Below are 17,580 nucleotides of genomic sequence, written 5' to 3' on the forward strand. Positions count from 1 at the left end.
AGCGGCGCTATTTTACTCAAAAAAGAAGGGTTTGCGAGGTTTTTCTTTCGGTGCAATCTGGTTCATAGTCGCGGCATCGTATAACTTGCCGTTTAACATAACCATATTAACCTTGTCAGAATTGCGCAGGTTTTCCATTGGATCTGCGTCTAATACGACTAAATCAGCCAACTTACCTGCTTTAATCGAACCGATTTCGCTATCCATGCCCAACATTTTCGCACCATCGATAGTACCGGCTTGTAAGGCTTCTAGCGGTGTCATGCCGCCTTGGCCGAACATCCACAGCTCCCAGTGCGCGGCTAAACCTTCGCGCTGACCGTGTGCGCCTAATAGAACATTAACGCCAAGATCGCGTAACTGTTTCGCAACATGGGCGTTATTGACGTGATTATAGTCCTCATCTGGCGCTGTAAAGCGGCGACGTGACGCTGGCTCTAACACTTCGCGTGGCACAAACTTGCTCAACAGTGGGTGCTTCCAAACGTCGGTTTTGTCGTACCAGTAACGTTCGCCCCAGATACCGCCATAAGCGACGCCTAGAGTCGGCACATAGTCGGTGTCCGCCTGACTCCACAGTTGCTTAACGTCGTCATAAACGTTGGCTACAGGAATCGAGTGTTCGATGGTGGTGTGTCCGTCGATAATCATGCTCATATTGTGCATGAATAAAGAACCGCCTTCTGGCACAACCAATAAACCGGTTTTGCGCGCAGCTTCTAGAACTTGCTGACGCTGTTCGCGACGTGGCTGGTTATAGCTCTTAACCGAGAATGCACCGGCAGCTTTCATACGCTCTAAGTGACCAGTGGCATCATCGATACCGTCAACTTCGGCGGTGATGTAATGATTCGCACCATACAAAATGGTACCCGTCGAGAAGATGCGTGGTGCAGTAATTAGTCCTGCTTTTTGCATCTCGCTAGCTGAGAATACCGCTTCAGTGTCGGCCGACGGGTTATGCGTGGTGGTGACACCAAAGGCTAACGAGGCTAAAGCGCTCCAGTTTGTTTCTGGTTGGATTTGGCCATTTGCGTAAGCGCCGTGCCAGTGAACATCGACTAAGCCAGGGATAATGGTTTTGCCACTTACGTCGATCGACTTAGCGCCCGATGGAATTGAAACATCGCCACGCTTGCCAACGGCTTTAATGCGATTGTTTTCAACCACCACAACGCCGTCTTCGATAACTTGATCGCCTTCCATCGTCAGGATCTTAGCACCGACCAGTGCGGTAACGCCTTTTGGCACCTCAGCTTTTACAGGCATTTCGATAACGGTTTCTCTTGCAGCTTCCGCGCTAGCATTTCCGTCTTCTGCTAAAAAGTCGAATTTCTCGGCAAGTTTTTGCTGATATAGCGTCGGGCCTAAAGACCAAGACAGTTCAGAGCTATCGTCTGACCAAGCAAGGTTTGATCCAGCGAACGTCGAGAACTTCTGAACCGGCAAGTTACGCGCCGCTGGTCCAGTAGTAATCGCTTTGCCGCTTTTGACAAAAGGCGTGACGTAGACTTGATAACGCTGAGTGAAAGCTAGCCATTTCTGATCAGGCGACACTGCAAAATCAGAAATCCAGTTGCCTGAATAGTGCTCCTGCTGGTTGTTACCGTTTAAGTCAGTGCTTACTAGCTTGCTTGTGTGGGTTTCTCCGTTTCTTTTTGAAGTCGAGAAGTATACACGATTGGAGTCACCAGCGAAGAACGGGCTTGAGCCAGAATCAGTAACTTTAGTCACTGTTTCGTCATCTAGATTAACGCTGAAAATACCCGTGTCGTTTGAGTAAAGTGGGCTCGTTATATAGCCGCCACTTACAGCTTGGTAAACGGCAAACTCACCGTCAGGGCTGAGGCTTGGGTTGGTGTAGTGACCAGGCTGTTGTGAAATCACTTTGCCTTTACCGCCGCGCGAAGAAACAACACGTACCGTGCCAAGCTTCTCATCGTCCCAAGTGGTGTAGATAATGCGCTTGCCGTCGGCAGAATAGCGAGGATAAAGCTCGAAGTGATCGTTTTGGCGCGTTAAACGCTTAGGTTTACCATTCGGTAGCGATACTTTGTAGATTTTACCAAGGCTTTGGAAAATCGCTTGGTCGCCATCCGGTGAAACCTGTAACCAGCGCAACATCTTGGCATTAAAGTTTTCTTCGAATGCTGGATTGGTTTGCTTAACCGCAGCTCGCATTTCACGTCGATCGTTAATCTCGAAAGGAATTTCCGCCACTTCTTTCGACTTGACGTCGATTTTGTGCAGTTTACCTTTCGCCCAGAAAACGATTTGCTCGCTGTCTGGTGTCCATGAGAAATTCGGGTAAACCCCGTGAATAGCCCAGGTTTCCTGCATATCACGCTCTAGGTCTTTATAGATCGGGAATTCAGCGCCAGTTTTACGATCTTGTAAAAATAACGCTGACTTGCCGCTAATACGACGCACGAAAGCAATGTATTTACCGTCTGGCGAAGGCTCTGGACGCACTGCGCCACCTGGGCCGTCTATCCAAGTTTCGGTTTTACCGGTGTCACGATCGATGGCGTAAACTTTATAAATTTGCTTGTTCGAGTCTTTGCTGTACTCGAAATAACCGCCTGGCGTCGAATCGCGCGAATAAAGCACGTATTGGCCATCTGGCGTAAAAGCTGGTTCGCCCAAGTCTTTCTGCTCGTTCGGACGCTTGTTTAACTGAACGCCACTACCGCCAGATTTGTGATACAACCAAATCTCGCCAGCGCCTAAAGAGCGTGTACCCGTAAAGTGCTTACGCGCCACAATATAGTCGCCATCAGGGCTCCATTTAGGATTGTTCAATAAACGGAAGTTTTCTTTAGTGACTTGGTACTGATCGCTACCGTCCGTATCCATAACCCAGATATTATCGCCACCGCCTTGATCGGAAGTGAAGGCTATTTGGCTGCCATCGGGTGAAAAGTCCGGCTGCATATCCCATGCCATACTGTTAGTAATGTTGGTCGCCTTACCGCCAGCAATAGGCATAGTATAGATATCGCCCAACAAATCGAAGGCAATAGTTTTGCCGTCCGGGCTGACATCAAGGTTCATCCAAGTACCTTCAGTAACGTTCAAGTCGGCGTAAATCGCTTCGCCGGGAGGGTTGTTAACGTCCCATTTTGCCGCTTCCTTCTTCTCCTCAGCTTGCGCCGCGAAGCCCAAAGAAACCGCCAAAAGACCGCTAATCATGGAATATTTATACATGGTTACATTTTTTTATAAGGTGGTCCGAACCTAGCAATATAAAGACTTAGCATAGAAAGGGCAAAGGGTTGCCTAAGGAAGTGATAGGTAAATTGTAAGAAAGTTTGAATGGCCTGATAATGTACTGTCAAAAGAGCGACGTAACGAAGGCTTTCAATAAATTATAAGGCTTATTGTTTGTTAGGTAGCCAGTACTGTTTGATATTCCAAAAGATGAACCAATTGGGTAGACTTGGCGTATTAAAATAAAGAAATAAGGATGTTATATGCGTTATTTTATAGGTGCGCTTTTTGGAGTGTGCCTAGTGCTATTAGTATTTGGTGGAATGATTTATTACGATTATTATGAAAACAATCATAATCTTAAGGTTGAGCCAAAGCAGCCTCAACTGACCGAAAAAACCAAGACAATTTATAGAAATAATCATCGCTCTCCTTCGACGAATTCAAAAGTTAGAACTCAAACAAGACGCGCACCTGTAAAACAGAAGCCAGTACTTTATACGTGGAAAGATAGAAGTGGAAACAAGGTGATATCAGAGCATCCGCCAGCTTCAGGAAGCTATAAAAGATTGGTTTTACCAAAGAACGGCTTGAGCGTCGTTGAGATGGACAAAGCTAAATCAATTAAACGGAAAAAGAAGCCAAGGTCGCAAAATATCTCTGAATCATCACCTGCAAATATAAAACAGCGACTTATTGCTAAAAATACTAACCCCAACTGTCGGTGGGTTGTAGGAAGAACTTACGAACTATATACGAACATTCAACGGCACAAAGGTGCCAATAGGAGTATTTATTGTGATGAGTATTATCGAAGGAAATCTGAAATGAGAAGAAAAGGCAATAACTGTTATTACCCGAGGCAAAGCGTACCTCAATGTTCTAAAAGGTAAGGTCGGTTAGTCATTTAGCAGGACTTGGCGCGTCGAAAGCGTTACACTGTGGGCTTACTGAACTTATAAAGCTTTAGATGACCTTTACCGATCTTAATTTAATACAACCTCTTCTCGATTCGCTTAACAAAAGCGGTTATACAACGCCTTCCCCAATCCAGCAAAAAGCTATTCCTTTGATCCTAAGTGGCTCAGATGTGATGGCGGCTGCGCAAACGGGCACGGGTAAAACCGCGGGTTTTTCGCTGCCAATTTTGCAGAAATTGTCCGAGGGCAAAAAAGCTGGAGCCAATTCAGCGCGTTGTTTGATTTTGACGCCGACACGAGAGCTGGCGGAGCAGGTCCATCAAAGCGTGCAGAAATACGCGGCAAATTTATCGCTGAAATCTGTAGTGGTTTATGGTGGCGTAAAGATTAACCCACAAATGCTTAAGCTGAGTCGTGGCACCGATGTGTTAGTAGCGACGCCGGGGCGTTTACTGGATCTGATGGAAAAGAACGCTGTTGGATTTAAAGAACTAGAATTCCTGGTCTTAGATGAAGCGGATCGTATGCTTGATATGGGCTTTTTGCCGAGTATTAAGCGTATATTGGCAAAACTGCCGAAAAAGCGTCAGACGCTACTCTTTTCGGCGACTTTCTCGGAGTCGATTAAAGCGTTAAGTCAGCAGTTCATGCAAAATCCTAAGCTGATTGAAACGGAAACCACCAATGCAACGGCGACTACGGTGAAGCAATGGATCCATCCGGTGGATAAAAAAGAGAAGCCTGCGTTATTGAGCTATCTAATCGGTGATAACCGTTGGCACCAGTTGTTGGTATTCGTAAGAACTCGCCGTGGTGCGAATCGATTAAGCCTTGCGCTGGAAAAACGAGGTATTAAATCAACCGCGATTCATGGTGGCAAAAGCCAAGGGGCACGTAACCGTGCGCTAGCTGAATTTAAGGCGGGTGAGGTTACTGCATTGGTCGCGACCGATGTCGCGGCACGAGGCATTGATATCGATCAGATGCCAGTGGTGGTGAATTTTGATTTACCCAATGTGGCGGAAGACTATGTGCACCGTATTGGCCGTACTGGACGTGCGGGCGAGAAGGGCACAGCGATTTCCTTGGTCAGTGCTGACGAAGTTGAAGAACTGCGAGCGATACAGAACCTTATTCGTAAGCAATTAGAGCGTAGAATTATTGATGATTTTGAGCCGCACCATGTTGTGCCAGAGACGCCTCTGAAAGCTGTTGCTAAGAAAAAGCCTCATAAGAAAAAGTTAGCCAAAGCAAAGGCCAAAGGTGGGGCTAATAAGTCTGGCAGCACAGAAGGTACAGCAAAGCCACCGAAGCGCGGCAAGAATGGTTACAACGGCAAAGCTGCCAACAAGAAAAAGGCATCAGAGAACAAAAAGCCATCGGGCAAAGCGAAGTCTAAGGACAGTTCGAGCAAGAAAGATCCTTATAAAAAAAGTAAGGCTAAAGCGCAAAGTAAAGGCAGTAATCGCAATATCAGTAACAGGCCTTCTAAAAAAAGTTAGACCCTTTATTTACAAATGTAAAAACCTTACTATAGGCAAAATACCCTATCTGGTCATACCAGCTGAAGCTCTTGTGCGAGAAGAGCTTTGGCGAAGGGGTGGTTTGTAACTTATTGATTTAACACTCTTTTAAACACATTCTTTTCCTAATCCGTACAATATAAAAGTCACAAAACAATTAAAACTTTGAAACGAGGTTTCTATCAAAGTATTTATTGTCTGGATGACAATCGCTTTGGTTACCACGAAATCTTTCAAGTGCAGGAGAAAAATCGTAGATCGTTTACGAGCCCTGTACTCCATTAAGCAGTTCGGCTTTTTGGAGGAACTAGAATGAGAACGAGGAGTAACTATGTTTGATACCATGAAACGACTATTAGCGATGAGCTTTTTAGTGTTCGTCATGTCAGCTTGTAGCGATTCTGACTCGAATGGCGACGATAATTCCGGCTCAGAAAATCAAAAACCAGTTGCGGAAGCTGGTAATGATCAGGAAGTGGATGTTGGTGCTGAAGTCACCTTAAGCGGTAATGCTAGCTCCGATCCTGATGGTGACACATTAACTTATCAATGGACCTTAACGTCCATGCCGGCAGGTAGTACAGCTGTATTAACAGCGGCGACCTCGGTATCCCCGACCTTTACCGCGGATGTGGAAGGTTCTTATGTGGCAGAGCTTGTAGTAAGCGACGGTATTCTATCGAGCGATGTTGATAGTGTGACTGTTGTTGCGGTTAGCGCTAATCAACAACCTGAAGCTGACGCAGGCCCTGATCAAGATGTGAAAACAGGTGCAACTGTAAATCTTGATGGCTCAGCCAGTTTAGATGCTGATGGTGATACCTTAACGTATCAGTGGGAAATCACTTCGAAACCAGCAGCAAGCTCAGCGACTTTAAGTGACTCTGATGTAGAAAACCCAACATTCATTGCTGATGTTGATGGTACTTATACGATAGACCTTATCGTTAATGACGGTACGGTAGATAGTGAAATTGATACTGTAACTATCATTGCTACAACCGTTAATTCAAAACCAGTAGCGGATGCGGGTAAAGACCAAAACGTTAAAACTGCATCTACAGTCATGCTAGATGGTTCAGCGAGTACTGACGTTGATGGCGATACTATGACCCATCAATGGACACTTACTGCAAAGCCATCAGGCAGCGTAGCAGTTTTAAGCGACAGCACAGCGTTACGTCCAACATTTGAAGCGGATTTAGATGGTGAATACACTGCTGAACTCGTGGTAAACGATGGCACAGTAAGTAGCGATGTCGATGCGGTAACAGTGGTTGCAGCTACAGCAAACTCTGAACCGGTAGCAGATGCAGGTGATGATCTAAAAGTAAAAGCAAATACTGTTGTGACACTAAACGGTACAGCTAGCTCAGATGCCGATGGTGATTTAATTAACTACCAATGGGCATTAACTTCGACGCCAGCGGGTAGTATGGCTGAATTGAATAACATCAATCTAGCAGCACCTACGTTTGTAGCCGATGTTGAAGGTACTTATGAAGCTGAACTTATCGTTGATGACGGTTCGGTAAATAGTAGTGCCGATGCGGTTACAGTTGTTGCGGTTAAAGCGAATACGGCCCCGATCGCAAACGCTGGTATAGAACAAAGTGTTAAAGCAGGCGCGAGCGTGACTTTAGACGGCTCTGCGAGCCTTGATGTGGATGGTGACCCAATCAATTATGAATGGGCAATTATCTCTGCACCTGCGACCAGTAGCGCAAGCTTAGATAGCACAACTAGTGTAGATCCAAGTTTTACAGCGGATGTTGAAGGTACATATACAATTCAATTAATTGTTAATGACGGTTCAGTAAAGAGTAACGCCGATACTGTTGTGGTAATTGCCGCAAGCGCAAACTCGAAACCAGTCGCTGATGCTGGCGCAGATGTACGCGTAGCAGCGGGTACAGCAGTAACGCTAGACGGCACAGCAAGCTCGGATGCTGATCTAGATGTATTAACATATGAATGGACTTTTGTTTCAAAGCCAAGTGGTAGTACTGCAGCATTTGTCGATGCAACGCTAGCAACGCCAACCTTTACGGCTGATTTAGAAGGTAGCTATGTGATAGCACTAGTGGTAAACGATGGTGTGGAATCAAGCGTGAAAGACACTGTTCAAGTTGAAGTGATTCAACCGCAAGTAACGCTGAGCAAACAGTTTGGTGTGGACGCTAGCGCGACATTTAACCAAGTGGTTATGCCATACTCATCGTCAGCAACTGTTGACGCGGAAGCAAGTGGCTCGGCGGACTTTACATTAGACACATTCCGCATTGTGGCTGAAGGTCAAAACTATACAGTGACTAACATTCAAGTAACGGATGACTCTGGAACTGTAGCTCCTTACTTCACAGTGTTAACGGATGGTTATGTACTGTTAGAAGGTGAAGCTGTTGAGTTTGCTTTAATGTCGCCACTGACAGCAGGTGTTGAAACTAACTTAACATTTAGTTTTGAGATTGCTGAAACTGGTCAAACATTTGAAGCTAACTACACCTTTACTAGCAATTAATAGATACACTCATCGATTAACATGAAAACAAAAAGCCGGGGTTCGCCTCGGCTTTTTTTATGTCCGAAAAAACTTAATACTCATCATGTCTTTTTTGCCATTGGTAGGTTGGTGTTTGTGGCCAGCCGTCTGGGGAATCCTCCCACTCTTCTTGGCGCCCATACGGCGTTAGATCAAGATAAGACCAGTGACTACCAAGATACTCAACACCGCGCGCTCCCGTGTGGTAGCTTTGGTAAATGCTGTCGCCATCACGGATAAATACACTGACCCCGTGCTGCTCGCCATCCTCATCAGTCGCACCAAAATCATAATTGAAATCGCTGTTTAGCGATGAATACCAGGGAATGGCTGTATTCCAATCCATGCGTTCTCGGTATTGTTGTAATTTATCGAGTGGGGCTCGTGAAACTAGAGCAAAGCTGGTATTTCGAGCATGAAAGTGAGCTGGATGAGTCATAGCATCAGTAACCCAGGAGCAACCTGGGCAGCCGGCTTCCCAGTCTGGGGCGAACATAAAGTGATAAATAATTAGCTGCTTACGATTCTCAAACATATCTAGCAGGGATACCTTGCCTTGAGGAGACTGAAGCTCGTAAGTTTTATCAATTTTTCGGATAGGGAGTCTTCGACGCTGGGCATTGAGCTTATCTTGGGCGCGAGTCTGTTCTTTTTCTTTCTGTAAAAAGTCGTCAAGCCTTGATTGCCATTCATCGGAAGAAACAATGGGTGGAAGAGCGTTTTTAGGCGAAGTCATTATGAGCTCCTAGATCATTCTCTTAGGTACAGATTAGCACTATATGAATAAAAATTCTCAGAAGTGGTGATATATCACTTCTTTACAGTTTTACGGTTAAAACCTGTAATGTTTTCGGTAAAGTGGACTCTAACTATTACTGTCACTTAAAAACTACGAGGTATTTGATGAGTTTATTTACAAGTCATACAGCAGATACAGCACCTGAAGGATCTAAAGAGATTTTGCAGAACGCGGAGAAGCAGCTGGGCTTTTTACCAAATTTATACGCAAATTTTGCCGAAGCGCCACAAACCTTAAAAGCCTATATGCATCTGAGTGATCTGATGGAAGGGACAAGCTTCAGCGCTGAAGAGCAACAGGTGATATTCCTGACAGCGAGCGTTGAGAACGGTTGCGAATTTTGCGTAGCCGCACATTCAGTCATCGCTAAAAATATGGTGGGTGTTGCTGAAGAAATAGTGAACTCAATTCGTGATCGTGAGGATACAGATAGCGATAAAATCAATGCATTAATTGGTTTTACTCAAGCTGTGGTTCGAAATCGTGGCTGGGTTGATGAAGCAGCAATTGAAACATTTATTGACGCAGGCTATAGCAAGCAACAAGTGCTAGAAGTTGTACTTGGTGTTGCCATGAAAACCATCAGTAATTACACCAACCACATAACCGGAACTAAGACTAATAAAGAATTTGAGGGCGAAGCTTGGAGCAAGGACTCTTAGCTTAAGACTCTCTAGGTTTTAGCATGTAATCTAATGCCATCTGAAGTTCTTGTGCAGAACAATCGAAACAAGCGCCTTTAGGTGGCATGCCTTTATAACCATTCACCATGCTTTTTAGTAAGGCATCTTCACCCTTATTGAGTCGTGACTGCCATTGCTCTAAATTGCCACGCAATGGAGCGCCGCCGTGACCACGCTCGTGGCAACTAAAACATGAACGATTATAGATACTTTCACCATCGCGTTTAGGTGGCTCGGGGGTACAGGCAGTGAGGACCAAGATAGTGGAGCAGTGAAGGAATCTTTGTAATAGCTTACTCATTGATCGAACCTTTACTTTTAACCATGTAATGGCAGTCAGCTAGAGGCATAATCTCAGGATACTCGGTGACTTTAAAACCAAGTTTTGAGTAAAGTTTGATCGCTCTAATATTGCTATGGAGAACAAACAAAGAGTAGCTATCACAGCCAAAGAGGGTATCACCAAGCGACATAAGACCTGTAATTAACTCGGTGCCAATACCTTGACCTTGAGCTTGCGGATTAACAACGAGACGACCGAGGTGTGTGCGGTTTAGACGCTCATATATTTGGCCGAAAGCTTGGACTTGGTTATTTAGGTCTAACTGGGGATCTATGAGAACGCGACTGTGTAGCTCGTCAAGCTTGAGGTCTTCGATAAAACTGTTCTCTGTGAAAGGGAAACGAAAACCTGGGCCTGCCCAAATGTTGAAAATTTTGGGACTTCTGACCCACTCCATGACTTGAAGAAGTTGATCTGTAGTCGGTTGTTGAAGTTGCATCGGCAAATCTCAGGCACAAAAAAGCCGATCATGTGATCGGCCTTTAATATTGCTTACTGACTTTGTTCGATCATGTAATCAACAACAGCCTTTATTTCATCGTCTGAACAGTCGGCACAAGTACCTTTCGGTGGCATCGCATTGAAACCATTGATTGCGTGGTCATAAACTGTTTCGAGACCTTGAGCAAGACGTGGCTCCCATGCTGCAGCATCACCAACAACTGGAGCACCAGCGACGCCTGAAGCGTGACATGCTGTACAGCTGGCACTATAAATGTCTGCTGGCTCACGAGGACCTGAAGGTGCTGCTGAGACAGGCGCCGTGTTTGATACCTGAGGTACGTCATCACCTTCAACGTAAACTTTGTGTACCGGCTTTAAACGTTCTTCAACGTTTGATTCGCTTAAGTGAGTCGCTACCGCTGCGCCGGCGAATAATGCTGCTGTGAGGCTCACAGCTAATACGAACAATGATTTTACTTTAGTCATGGTCTCTCTCTATCAATAGTGCTCATCGGCAAAACGCTTACTCAAGAGGTCTCAAATAGCGGTAAGCTGGCCAAAACGCTCAAAAGGCGTAAATTCAGTGCGCAAATTATAACCGTAATCAGGTCTCGATCAAATAGTCATGCTGAAATAACTCGTAGTTATTCCTCTAATTCATAATAAAGCATACATTTTCAAGGGCAAATCAGGCACAATGGCCAAATTCTGGATCATGATTAAGTTTGGAGTTACGCATGGGATCTCTTCCGCAGGAAGCATTGCATATGCTTGGTGAAGCGTTGGTTAACAGTATTCCTTTTAATCGTCATATTGGCCTTAAATATCAAAAGGTTAGTGAACAAGAGTGCGTCATTACCTTCGACATGAAACCTGAGCTTGTAGGAAACTATATTCAAGGTATCCTTCATGGTGGAGTAATTTCTTCGGCGATGGATATGGTCGGAGGCACCATGGCTGCGGTCGGAATTTTACACGCGAATCCCGCTACTCAGGTCGATGAATTAAAGAACAAAATCGCCAAGTTAAGCACTATCGATCTCAGAGTCGATTATTTACGCCCTGGCCGCGGCGAAACATTTTATGCAAAAGCTGAGTTGTTGCGTGCTGGAAAGCGGGTAGCAGTAACTCGAGCCGAGCTAATCAATGAGCAAGACACCTTGATCGCCGTTGCCACTGGCACTTATATGGTCGGCTAACCAGGATAGACTTTTTTCAAAATTAATAGGCTTTTTTAATGACAGCTGCACAAACTCATTCCCAACAACAAGCTTCTGAGCCCCAAGAGCAAGAGCCGAGCAATAAAGTCGGTTATATTTATGCCTTGGGCGCTTTCGTTATTTGGGGGCTGGCACCGATCTATTTCAAATCGGTACAAGAAGTCTCGGCCTTAGAGATCCTGGCGCATCGAGTTGCCTGGTCGGTGCCGGTCTTGTTGATAATTATGTGGGCGTTAAAACGTCCATTCCCAAAGGGTATTTTTCAAGACAAAAAAACCTTAGGCTTGCTGGTGGTAACCTCACTGTTAATTTCCGGTAACTGGTTGGTATTTACTTGGGCGGTGACGCATGATCGAGTGCTTGAAACTAGTTTAGGCTACTTTATTAACCCGCTTATCAGCGTTGCGCTAGGAATTCTATTTTTAAAAGAAAAGCTCTCCTTGTGGAGTAAATGGGCGTTGGGCTTAGCTATTGCAGGCGTGACTTATCGAGTTGTTGTACTTGGTGGCTTACCTTGGGTCTCATTGTTTCTAGCCTTCTCTTTCGGGTTTTATGGGCTGTTACGCAAACAGTTAAGCATCGGGCCACTGCAAGGGTTATTAGTAGAAACCCTGATGGTGTTACCATTAACCTTAGGCTATATATATTACCTTTGGCACAGCGGTACGGGAAGCTTCCTCTATCTGTCACCAACAATCGATTGGCTGCTAGTTGCTGGTGGAATTATTACTACAGTACCGTTAGCGCTATTCTCTGCAGGTGCACGAATCTTACCTTTAAACACCATCGGCTTTATTCAGTACTTGGCGCCGAGTTTAACTTTTATGCTGGCGGTGTTCGTTTATAAAGAGCCGTTTAATATAGATCTTCTTATGACCTTTGCGCTTATATGGGCGGGGCTTGTGGTTTACACCATCGGCGTCATTAAAAATAACCGTCGCAAAAAGGTCGTGGTTGGATAGTAACTCAAACTAGCGAGTTACTATCTATTACACAGCTGATTTATTATCCAGCAGATTTATTATCCAGCATAGTACTAACGGTCTTTAGCGCGAACGATGAGCCAAATAAAAGCACAACTGAAAAAATACTGAAAAGCTCCATTAAGCGACTGCCCACCGGTTGGCGTTTGCCACATTTGAAACCAGGCGCCACCAAATACACCAAAAATTCCAAACCAAACGATAATGCCAATGCCTGCACCAAACAATGCTAAGGATTTGGCTTTATTGAAGTACGATGAATCGGCTTTTCTAGCGCTAAATAACTTTCCGCAGCCAACTAGAAGCAATATTCCTGCTATAAGCTCCGCTCCAATAATAGTGCCGACCGCTATCCACACTAATAGACTATTTGTAACAGCTGGAAAAAAGGAGTTGGCATAATAATTATGTTCAGTCATGTCCAAGACGTAGGCCACAGAAGAAAAGCAAGCATCTAAGTTAACCAGATTTTGAATGGCGTACATGAGACATAATAGGGATAACAGAAGCACAAGAACGATCTTTAGATAACGGTTTAGCATGTTCCCTCCGCATAACAGTATAAAAAACAGACAATTCAATATAACAGAACTTGCAAAGAAGGGTGGATTTTTTCAAGCTCAGGAATGTAGCAGAGCTCAGGAAAGTAACTATGTGTCCGCAGTGTATACACTTGCGGACACTTATATTTTACAAGGAATATTGAAAGGGTATTTATTATTCGCCTAGCGCCTCATAACTTACGATACGATAGCGAGGTTGCTTGGTATCGCTGATGCGCTTGGCGATAGCGCCATGAACAGACTCGTCCCAATGGCTATATTGCTCGATAAAGTCATCGGCTGCCTGCTTGTCGCCTTGATACTGAATATCGAGTAGTTTAGCGAGCAATTTTGTAACCGCTTGTGGATACTTCTCATAATCGATCGATAAACCGCTATCAGCATCGAAAGAAATCACACCCTGCTCACGGAAAAAGTTAAAGGTCATCAACTGCATCGTCTGATAAGGCTGGCTGCGGCGCGGCTTTACACGTTGTAGAGTGCGCATGATGCCACCCGCATAAACCGAGCGCAAAGTCGCATCGTCATGAACCCCTTTGTCATGCAAGAACGCTGCCGAGTGGAGCGAAACTAAGTCTGACTTCATTTCTTCCAAAAGATTAGCGTTATCCTGCATCGCGACATCAAGCGTGCGACCTTGTTTATCCAGAGATGGCCCCATGTAATGCCCAATTTCGTGCCACATGGTGCGGATGTAGTTACTTTGTCCGGTCAGATCGTTGGCGAACGGCTCGGCGACTACCGCTTTCCAAATGGTTTTGGCGCTATTCACGATAGTTGGATTGGTAAGCACGTTATAGCGCATCAAAATGATGCGACCGTACTTGCGAGCAAAACGGCTTTCGTTAGGTAAAATTGATGCGGTGTTAGTACCGCGAGCTTGGCCAAAGTCAGCATAAACGTGATAAACCCCGATAGGAATATCACTACGAACTTTTTTGTGATGCTCGTAAGGCAGACTGTTCTCTATTTCTTGTAAATCTGAAATGCTGTTCGCTAGTTTGGCGCTACGCTCACGATCTTTTATTAAGATGCTCATGGAAAAAGCGGACTTAACGCCAAGCAGTGCATCGTCGTAAGTTTCGTAAGAGCCGATTTGTGCATTAAGATTACCAAAACTCCCCGTTACCCAAGAAGCATCGCCACTTTCGTAATCATCCGATAACAAATCGCGAGAACGGTTGGCCAGATAGTCGGCAAAGTCTTTATCGGTAGAGGCAATTGTGCGGCTAGCTTTTTGTAACAGCTCGTAGGCCTTCATAATATCGTCAGCATAAGCGACGGAATAGGGAACTGCATATAATCGTTGTTGCGGATTATTTTTTGCCTGTTCGAGCTTGTCTTTTAACAAAGGGTGCAAGGTATCAAGGACAGGGTATTTCTTTAAGGCAGAAAGATCTTTTTTGATGTTATCAGGGGTGTTAGCGCGAACTAGGCTTCGTAAGTCGAAAATATCCGCTTCTAACTGTGGGTATTCTTTTAAAAAAGCATCGAGCTTTTCTTTAGTTAAGCCCCAAGCGTAACGATTCTTACCCGGTCCTGGCTTATCGGCGGCGACGAAAGGCACGCGCTTGTTGTCGGGCGTGGTTGCGATTGGGCCTTTAAAAATACGATACAAGGTTAAGCGTTTTTCAGCTTCCTTATTGCCTTTGGCCGCAAGCTCTTGAAGGACGGTTTTTTGTTGTAGAGCATCTTTGTGCTGCGCATTAAGGTACAGATCGTGAAGGATATGACCAGTTTGAACTAAGTAATAGAGAGTTTTTCGCTCGGCTTTAGATAGATGACTAATATCTGGCGCAAAATGAATCTTCATACTGTCAGCTAAAATCGAGTCAACTTGTGCCTCAGACAGGATTGCGGTTTCCTTGGTGGGTGTGGTTTTAGTCGCGTGCGAAAGGCTTGGAGAAAGAGCCGCCGTAAGCACTGCGACGATAGCTATTTTAGAATTCATTTTCATAAACAGTTTCGTTAGTGGTTTTGTAGCTGCTCAGTATAGGGTGAACTACTGAAAAAAGCACATCAGTCCAGTTTATGGAATTGCCCGCTTTGTGAAGGTGTGCACGAAGAGCTGCGCGAATAAGTACGCTAAGAACTGCACGGTTATAGCAACAGAAATAATTAGCTAACAAAGCCGATGGTTATAACCCAGTAGATTCAGATAAATCGTCGTCACTCGGTTCTGCACCAATGAGCTGACGCTCAGCGGATTTTAGCTGCTCAGGGCGTCCGAAAAGGACCAGAACATCGCCTGTTTCTAAAACGGTTTCTTTATCTGGATAGACGTGGCGCTTATCGCCTCTAACCAGAACAGAAATATAGACCGCGTACTTTTGTTCTAGCGTTAGCTGATTAATCTTTTTACCCAAGCAAGGCGAGCCTTCATCAAGCAATACTGAGTGTAATTTCTCAGTATCAGGATCTTCATATTTCCCCAACACAATGTCCGATTTACCTTTAAACAGCTCACGAATTAAGGGGTAGCGGCTGGTCCTTTGTTGCGTAATATAATCATTGATACGCTGGTGCGGGACGCGCAGTGCAAGCAGTGAGTGGGATACCAACATTAACCCTGTTTCTAAAGTTTCAGGGATCACTTCTGACGCACCTGCTTTGCGCAAAGGCTCTGCTGACGTTTCATCTTTAGCGCGAACGATAGTTTCGATATTCGGATTCATTTCCTTGGCGCGGATCAAAGTTTTTAAGCTTGTCGCATGATCATTGTGGCTTATAAGTAGCAAAGACGCAGCTTCGATATTGGCCGCTGATAAAATATCTGCATCCGAAGTATCGCCATAAATCACTGGCTGCTTGGCAAGCTGTGCTTCTTTAACAATCGTCGGATCGATCTCAATCGACTTATAAGGAATATTTTCAGACTCCAAAAAACGCGCGACCACCTGACCTGTACGACCGAAGCCACAGATGATAACGTGATCTTTTAATGGCTTCTCATCCACAGCACCATCTGGCTTGGCTAAAGCCGCTAATTTTTTCTTGCCCGTTTGGAATAAAAGCGAAGTGATGGAGTGGTTATAGCGGATTAAGAATGGCCCAATAATCATCGAGAAAAGCACCGCAGTTAGTACAATTTGTGAGGTTAACGTGTCAATAACGCTTCCTTCTAGGCCGACTGCGAGTAATGCAAATCCAAACTCACCGCCAACGGCAACTAATAAGCCTGTACGGAATGAGGTTTGAATATCGACGCCAGAGATTTTTACGATCGCCATCACGATAAGCAGCTTTACCATTAAAATGGCGACAGAGCTTGCGAGAGCCAAGTGCCAAATATCAGGTAGATAAGCAGGATCGAATAGCATGCCGACGCTGACAAAGAAGAGACCGAGCAAAACATCCCTAAAGGGACGGATGGTCGATTCAACCTGGTGTCTAAACTGAGTTTCGCCGAGCACCATACCGGCTAAGAAAGCACCGAATGCCATCGAAAGCCCAAGGTTTTTGGTGGTCCATGCGGCAATTAATGATACAAATAAAACGGTTAAGGTGAATAGCTCAGCAGAGCGATGTTTAGCGACGATGTGGAACAGTGGGCGCAGTAAGTAATGACCGGCAATCAAAACGATAGCAAAGGCTAACCCTGCTTTTAATAAAGCGAAACCGAGTGCTCCAGCCACTTCTTGGGCGGCGGCGACACCTAGAACAGGAATGACTACGATAAAAGGCACGGCCGTGATGTCTTGAAATACAGACAAAGTGGTGCCTAAACGGCCATGGCGCGTCTCGGATTCATTTTGCTCAAGTAACTGCTTGGAAATGATGGTGGTCGAAGATTGAGCGAAGACTGCACCAATAACAAATGAGGTGGCAGGCGAAAAGCCAAGTAGCCAAGCTATAAGGCTGACGAATAGGGTTGTTAAAGCTACTTGTGCAGTACCGAGCCCTAAGATAGTGTGCCTCAGGGCATAAATTTGCGGTAAGGAAAAGCTAAGCCCAATGGTAAATAACAGGAAAACGATCCCGTATTCGGCAATAACGGAAACGATTTCTTCTGAGACAACTGGGCCTGCAGTGTTAGAACTGAGTAATACCCCTACAGATAAATAAGCTAAACTCGGTGGGATGTGAAGTTTCTGGAACAGTAGCACCACGCCGACTGTTGCACCGAGTAATAGTAGTACCTGTACGAGCATTTGTTCTAACACATATTCCCCTATTAATTATTCAAAGTCGTTAATAGTGGCCCTATGCCACTGTCATATGCTTATAAATGTGAACGGACGAAATGTCTCTATGGAATATGGCTAGTAAACATACCAGCAATTGCCCGTAATATTTATAAAAGATTTGTCGTGATGTAAAGCAGAGAGTTGTATAAGGCAAAGTCGCTAA

Annotated in this window: 14 protein-coding genes; 6 read left to right on the plus strand and 8 right to left on the minus strand. The window is 45.0% G+C overall.

The window, feature by feature from the left end; all coding sequences use genetic code 11:
- Nucleotides 1-12 precede the first annotated feature (12 nt).
- The gene (locus ABD128_RS07940) at nucleotides 13-3,207 is read right to left on the minus strand and encodes an amidohydrolase family protein (RefSeq protein ID WP_343988944.1); all 3,195 of its coding nucleotides are present in this window, start codon (nucleotides 3,205-3,207) and stop codon (nucleotides 13-15) included.
- A gap of 266 nt (nucleotides 3,208-3,473) precedes the next feature.
- Here ABD128_RS07940 and ABD128_RS07945 point away from each other — a divergent pair, with 266 nt between their 5' ends.
- The 3 genes from ABD128_RS07945 (at nucleotide 3,474) to ABD128_RS07955 (ending at nucleotide 8,174) form a co-directional block, all read left to right on the plus strand.
- Entirely contained in the window at nucleotides 3,474-4,103 is a 630-nt protein-coding gene (locus ABD128_RS07945; RefSeq protein WP_343988946.1) for a hypothetical protein, read from the plus strand.
- Between the two features lie 77 nt (nucleotides 4,104-4,180).
- Nucleotides 4,181-5,632 carry a DEAD/DEAH box helicase gene (locus tag ABD128_RS07950; protein WP_343988948.1) on the plus strand — a complete coding sequence of 484 codons (1,452 nt, stop codon included), beginning with the start codon at nucleotides 4,181-4,183 and terminating at the stop codon, nucleotides 5,630-5,632.
- Between the two features lie 352 nt (nucleotides 5,633-5,984).
- Complete coding sequence (locus ABD128_RS07955; protein WP_343988950.1) at nucleotides 5,985-8,174, plus strand: PKD domain-containing protein; 2,190 nt, start codon at nucleotides 5,985-5,987, stop codon at nucleotides 8,172-8,174.
- A 73-nt stretch (nucleotides 8,175-8,247) separates the two neighbouring features.
- Here the strand turns inward: ABD128_RS07955 and ABD128_RS07960 are convergent, their stop codons facing one another.
- Entirely contained in the window at nucleotides 8,248-8,931 is a 684-nt protein-coding gene (locus ABD128_RS07960) for a DUF899 domain-containing protein (protein WP_343988952.1), read from the minus strand.
- A gap of 167 nt (nucleotides 8,932-9,098) precedes the next feature.
- On the opposite strand from ABD128_RS07960, the gene ABD128_RS07965 reads away from it, so the two are divergent.
- Nucleotides 9,099-9,656, plus strand: a complete 558-nt coding sequence (locus tag ABD128_RS07965; protein WP_343988954.1) for a carboxymuconolactone decarboxylase family protein — start codon at nucleotides 9,099-9,101, stop codon at nucleotides 9,654-9,656.
- A 1-nt stretch (nucleotide 9,657) separates the two neighbouring features.
- Here the strand turns inward: ABD128_RS07965 and ABD128_RS07970 are convergent, their stop codons facing one another.
- From ABD128_RS07970 to ABD128_RS07980, 3 genes are read right to left on the minus strand one after another with little or no spacing between them, the layout of a single operon-like run.
- Complete coding sequence (locus ABD128_RS07970; protein WP_343988956.1) at nucleotides 9,658-9,978, minus strand: c-type cytochrome; 321 nt, start codon at nucleotides 9,976-9,978, stop codon at nucleotides 9,658-9,660.
- Nucleotides 9,971-10,459: a GNAT family N-acetyltransferase gene (locus tag ABD128_RS07975; RefSeq protein ID WP_343988958.1), complete on the minus strand. Its 489-nt coding sequence runs from the start codon at nucleotides 10,457-10,459 to the stop codon at nucleotides 9,971-9,973. The genes ABD128_RS07970 and ABD128_RS07975 overlap by 8 nt, the downstream gene beginning before the upstream one ends.
- 53 nt (nucleotides 10,460-10,512) lie before the next feature.
- Nucleotides 10,513-10,950 carry a c-type cytochrome gene (locus tag ABD128_RS07980; protein ID WP_343988960.1) on the minus strand — a complete coding sequence of 146 codons (438 nt, stop codon included), beginning with the start codon at nucleotides 10,948-10,950 and terminating at the stop codon, nucleotides 10,513-10,515.
- A 251-nt stretch (nucleotides 10,951-11,201) separates the two neighbouring features.
- Here ABD128_RS07980 and ABD128_RS07985 point away from each other — a divergent pair, with 251 nt between their 5' ends.
- Together ABD128_RS07985 and rarD are read left to right on the plus strand one after the other, a co-directional pair.
- Nucleotides 11,202-11,663 (plus strand): thioesterase family protein, encoded by a 462-nt coding sequence (locus ABD128_RS07985; protein WP_343988962.1) that lies wholly within the window; start codon nucleotides 11,202-11,204, stop codon nucleotides 11,661-11,663.
- Nucleotides 11,664-11,701: 38 nt separating this feature from the next.
- Nucleotides 11,702-12,646, plus strand: a complete 945-nt coding sequence (gene rarD, locus ABD128_RS07990; RefSeq protein ID WP_343988964.1) for an EamA family transporter RarD — start codon at nucleotides 11,702-11,704, stop codon at nucleotides 12,644-12,646.
- 74 nt (nucleotides 12,647-12,720) lie between these two features.
- Here rarD and ABD128_RS07995 read toward each other — a convergent pair whose 3' ends face one another.
- The 3 genes from ABD128_RS07995 to ABD128_RS08005 all read right to left on the minus strand — a co-directional run bounded on the left by ABD128_RS07995 (nucleotide 12,721) and on the right by ABD128_RS08005 (nucleotide 17,393).
- Entirely contained in the window at nucleotides 12,721-13,209 is a 489-nt protein-coding gene (locus ABD128_RS07995; RefSeq protein WP_343988966.1) for a DUF2165 family protein, read from the minus strand.
- 175 nt (nucleotides 13,210-13,384) lie between these two features.
- Nucleotides 13,385-15,187 (minus strand): NUDIX hydrolase, encoded by a 1,803-nt coding sequence (locus ABD128_RS08000; protein ID WP_343988968.1) that lies wholly within the window; start codon nucleotides 15,185-15,187, stop codon nucleotides 13,385-13,387.
- A 181-nt stretch (nucleotides 15,188-15,368) separates the two neighbouring features.
- A complete protein-coding gene (locus tag ABD128_RS08005) occupies nucleotides 15,369-17,393 on the minus strand; it encodes a monovalent cation:proton antiporter family protein (protein ID WP_343988970.1) in 2,025 nt (674 codons plus the stop codon).
- Between the last annotated feature and the right edge of the window lie 187 nt (nucleotides 17,394-17,580).

The organism is Kangiella japonica, assembly GCF_039523535.1.
In the GTDB taxonomy this organism is placed as follows: domain Bacteria; phylum Pseudomonadota; class Gammaproteobacteria; order Enterobacterales; family Kangiellaceae; genus Kangiella; species Kangiella japonica.

Excerpts from the sequence above, each read along its gene's own strand:
- ABD128_RS07940 (WP_343988944.1), bottom strand. The coding sequence starts at position 3,207 with ATGTATAAATATTCCATGATTAGCGGTCTTTTGGCGGTTTCTTTGGGC.
- ABD128_RS07945 (WP_343988946.1), top strand. The coding sequence starts at position 3,474 with ATGCGTTATTTTATAGGTGCGCTTTTTGGAGTGTGCCTAGTGCTATTA.
- ABD128_RS07950 (WP_343988948.1), top strand. The coding sequence starts at position 4,181 with ATGACCTTTACCGATCTTAATTTAATACAACCTCTTCTCGATTCGCTT.
- ABD128_RS07955 (WP_343988950.1), top strand. The coding sequence starts at position 5,985 with ATGTTTGATACCATGAAACGACTATTAGCGATGAGCTTTTTAGTGTTC.
- ABD128_RS07960 (WP_343988952.1), bottom strand. The coding sequence starts at position 8,931 with ATGACTTCGCCTAAAAACGCTCTTCCACCCATTGTTTCTTCCGATGAA.
- ABD128_RS07965 (WP_343988954.1), top strand. The coding sequence starts at position 9,099 with ATGAGTTTATTTACAAGTCATACAGCAGATACAGCACCTGAAGGATCT.
- ABD128_RS07970 (WP_343988956.1), bottom strand. The coding sequence starts at position 9,978 with ATGAGTAAGCTATTACAAAGATTCCTTCACTGCTCCACTATCTTGGTC.
- ABD128_RS07975 (WP_343988958.1), bottom strand. The coding sequence starts at position 10,459 with ATGCAACTTCAACAACCGACTACAGATCAACTTCTTCAAGTCATGGAG.
- ABD128_RS07980 (WP_343988960.1), bottom strand. The coding sequence starts at position 10,950 with ATGACTAAAGTAAAATCATTGTTCGTATTAGCTGTGAGCCTCACAGCA.
- ABD128_RS07985 (WP_343988962.1), top strand. The coding sequence starts at position 11,202 with ATGGGATCTCTTCCGCAGGAAGCATTGCATATGCTTGGTGAAGCGTTG.
- rarD (WP_343988964.1), top strand. The coding sequence starts at position 11,702 with ATGACAGCTGCACAAACTCATTCCCAACAACAAGCTTCTGAGCCCCAA.
- ABD128_RS07995 (WP_343988966.1), bottom strand. The coding sequence starts at position 13,209 with ATGCTAAACCGTTATCTAAAGATCGTTCTTGTGCTTCTGTTATCCCTA.
- ABD128_RS08000 (WP_343988968.1), bottom strand. The coding sequence starts at position 15,187 with ATGAAAATGAATTCTAAAATAGCTATCGTCGCAGTGCTTACGGCGGCT.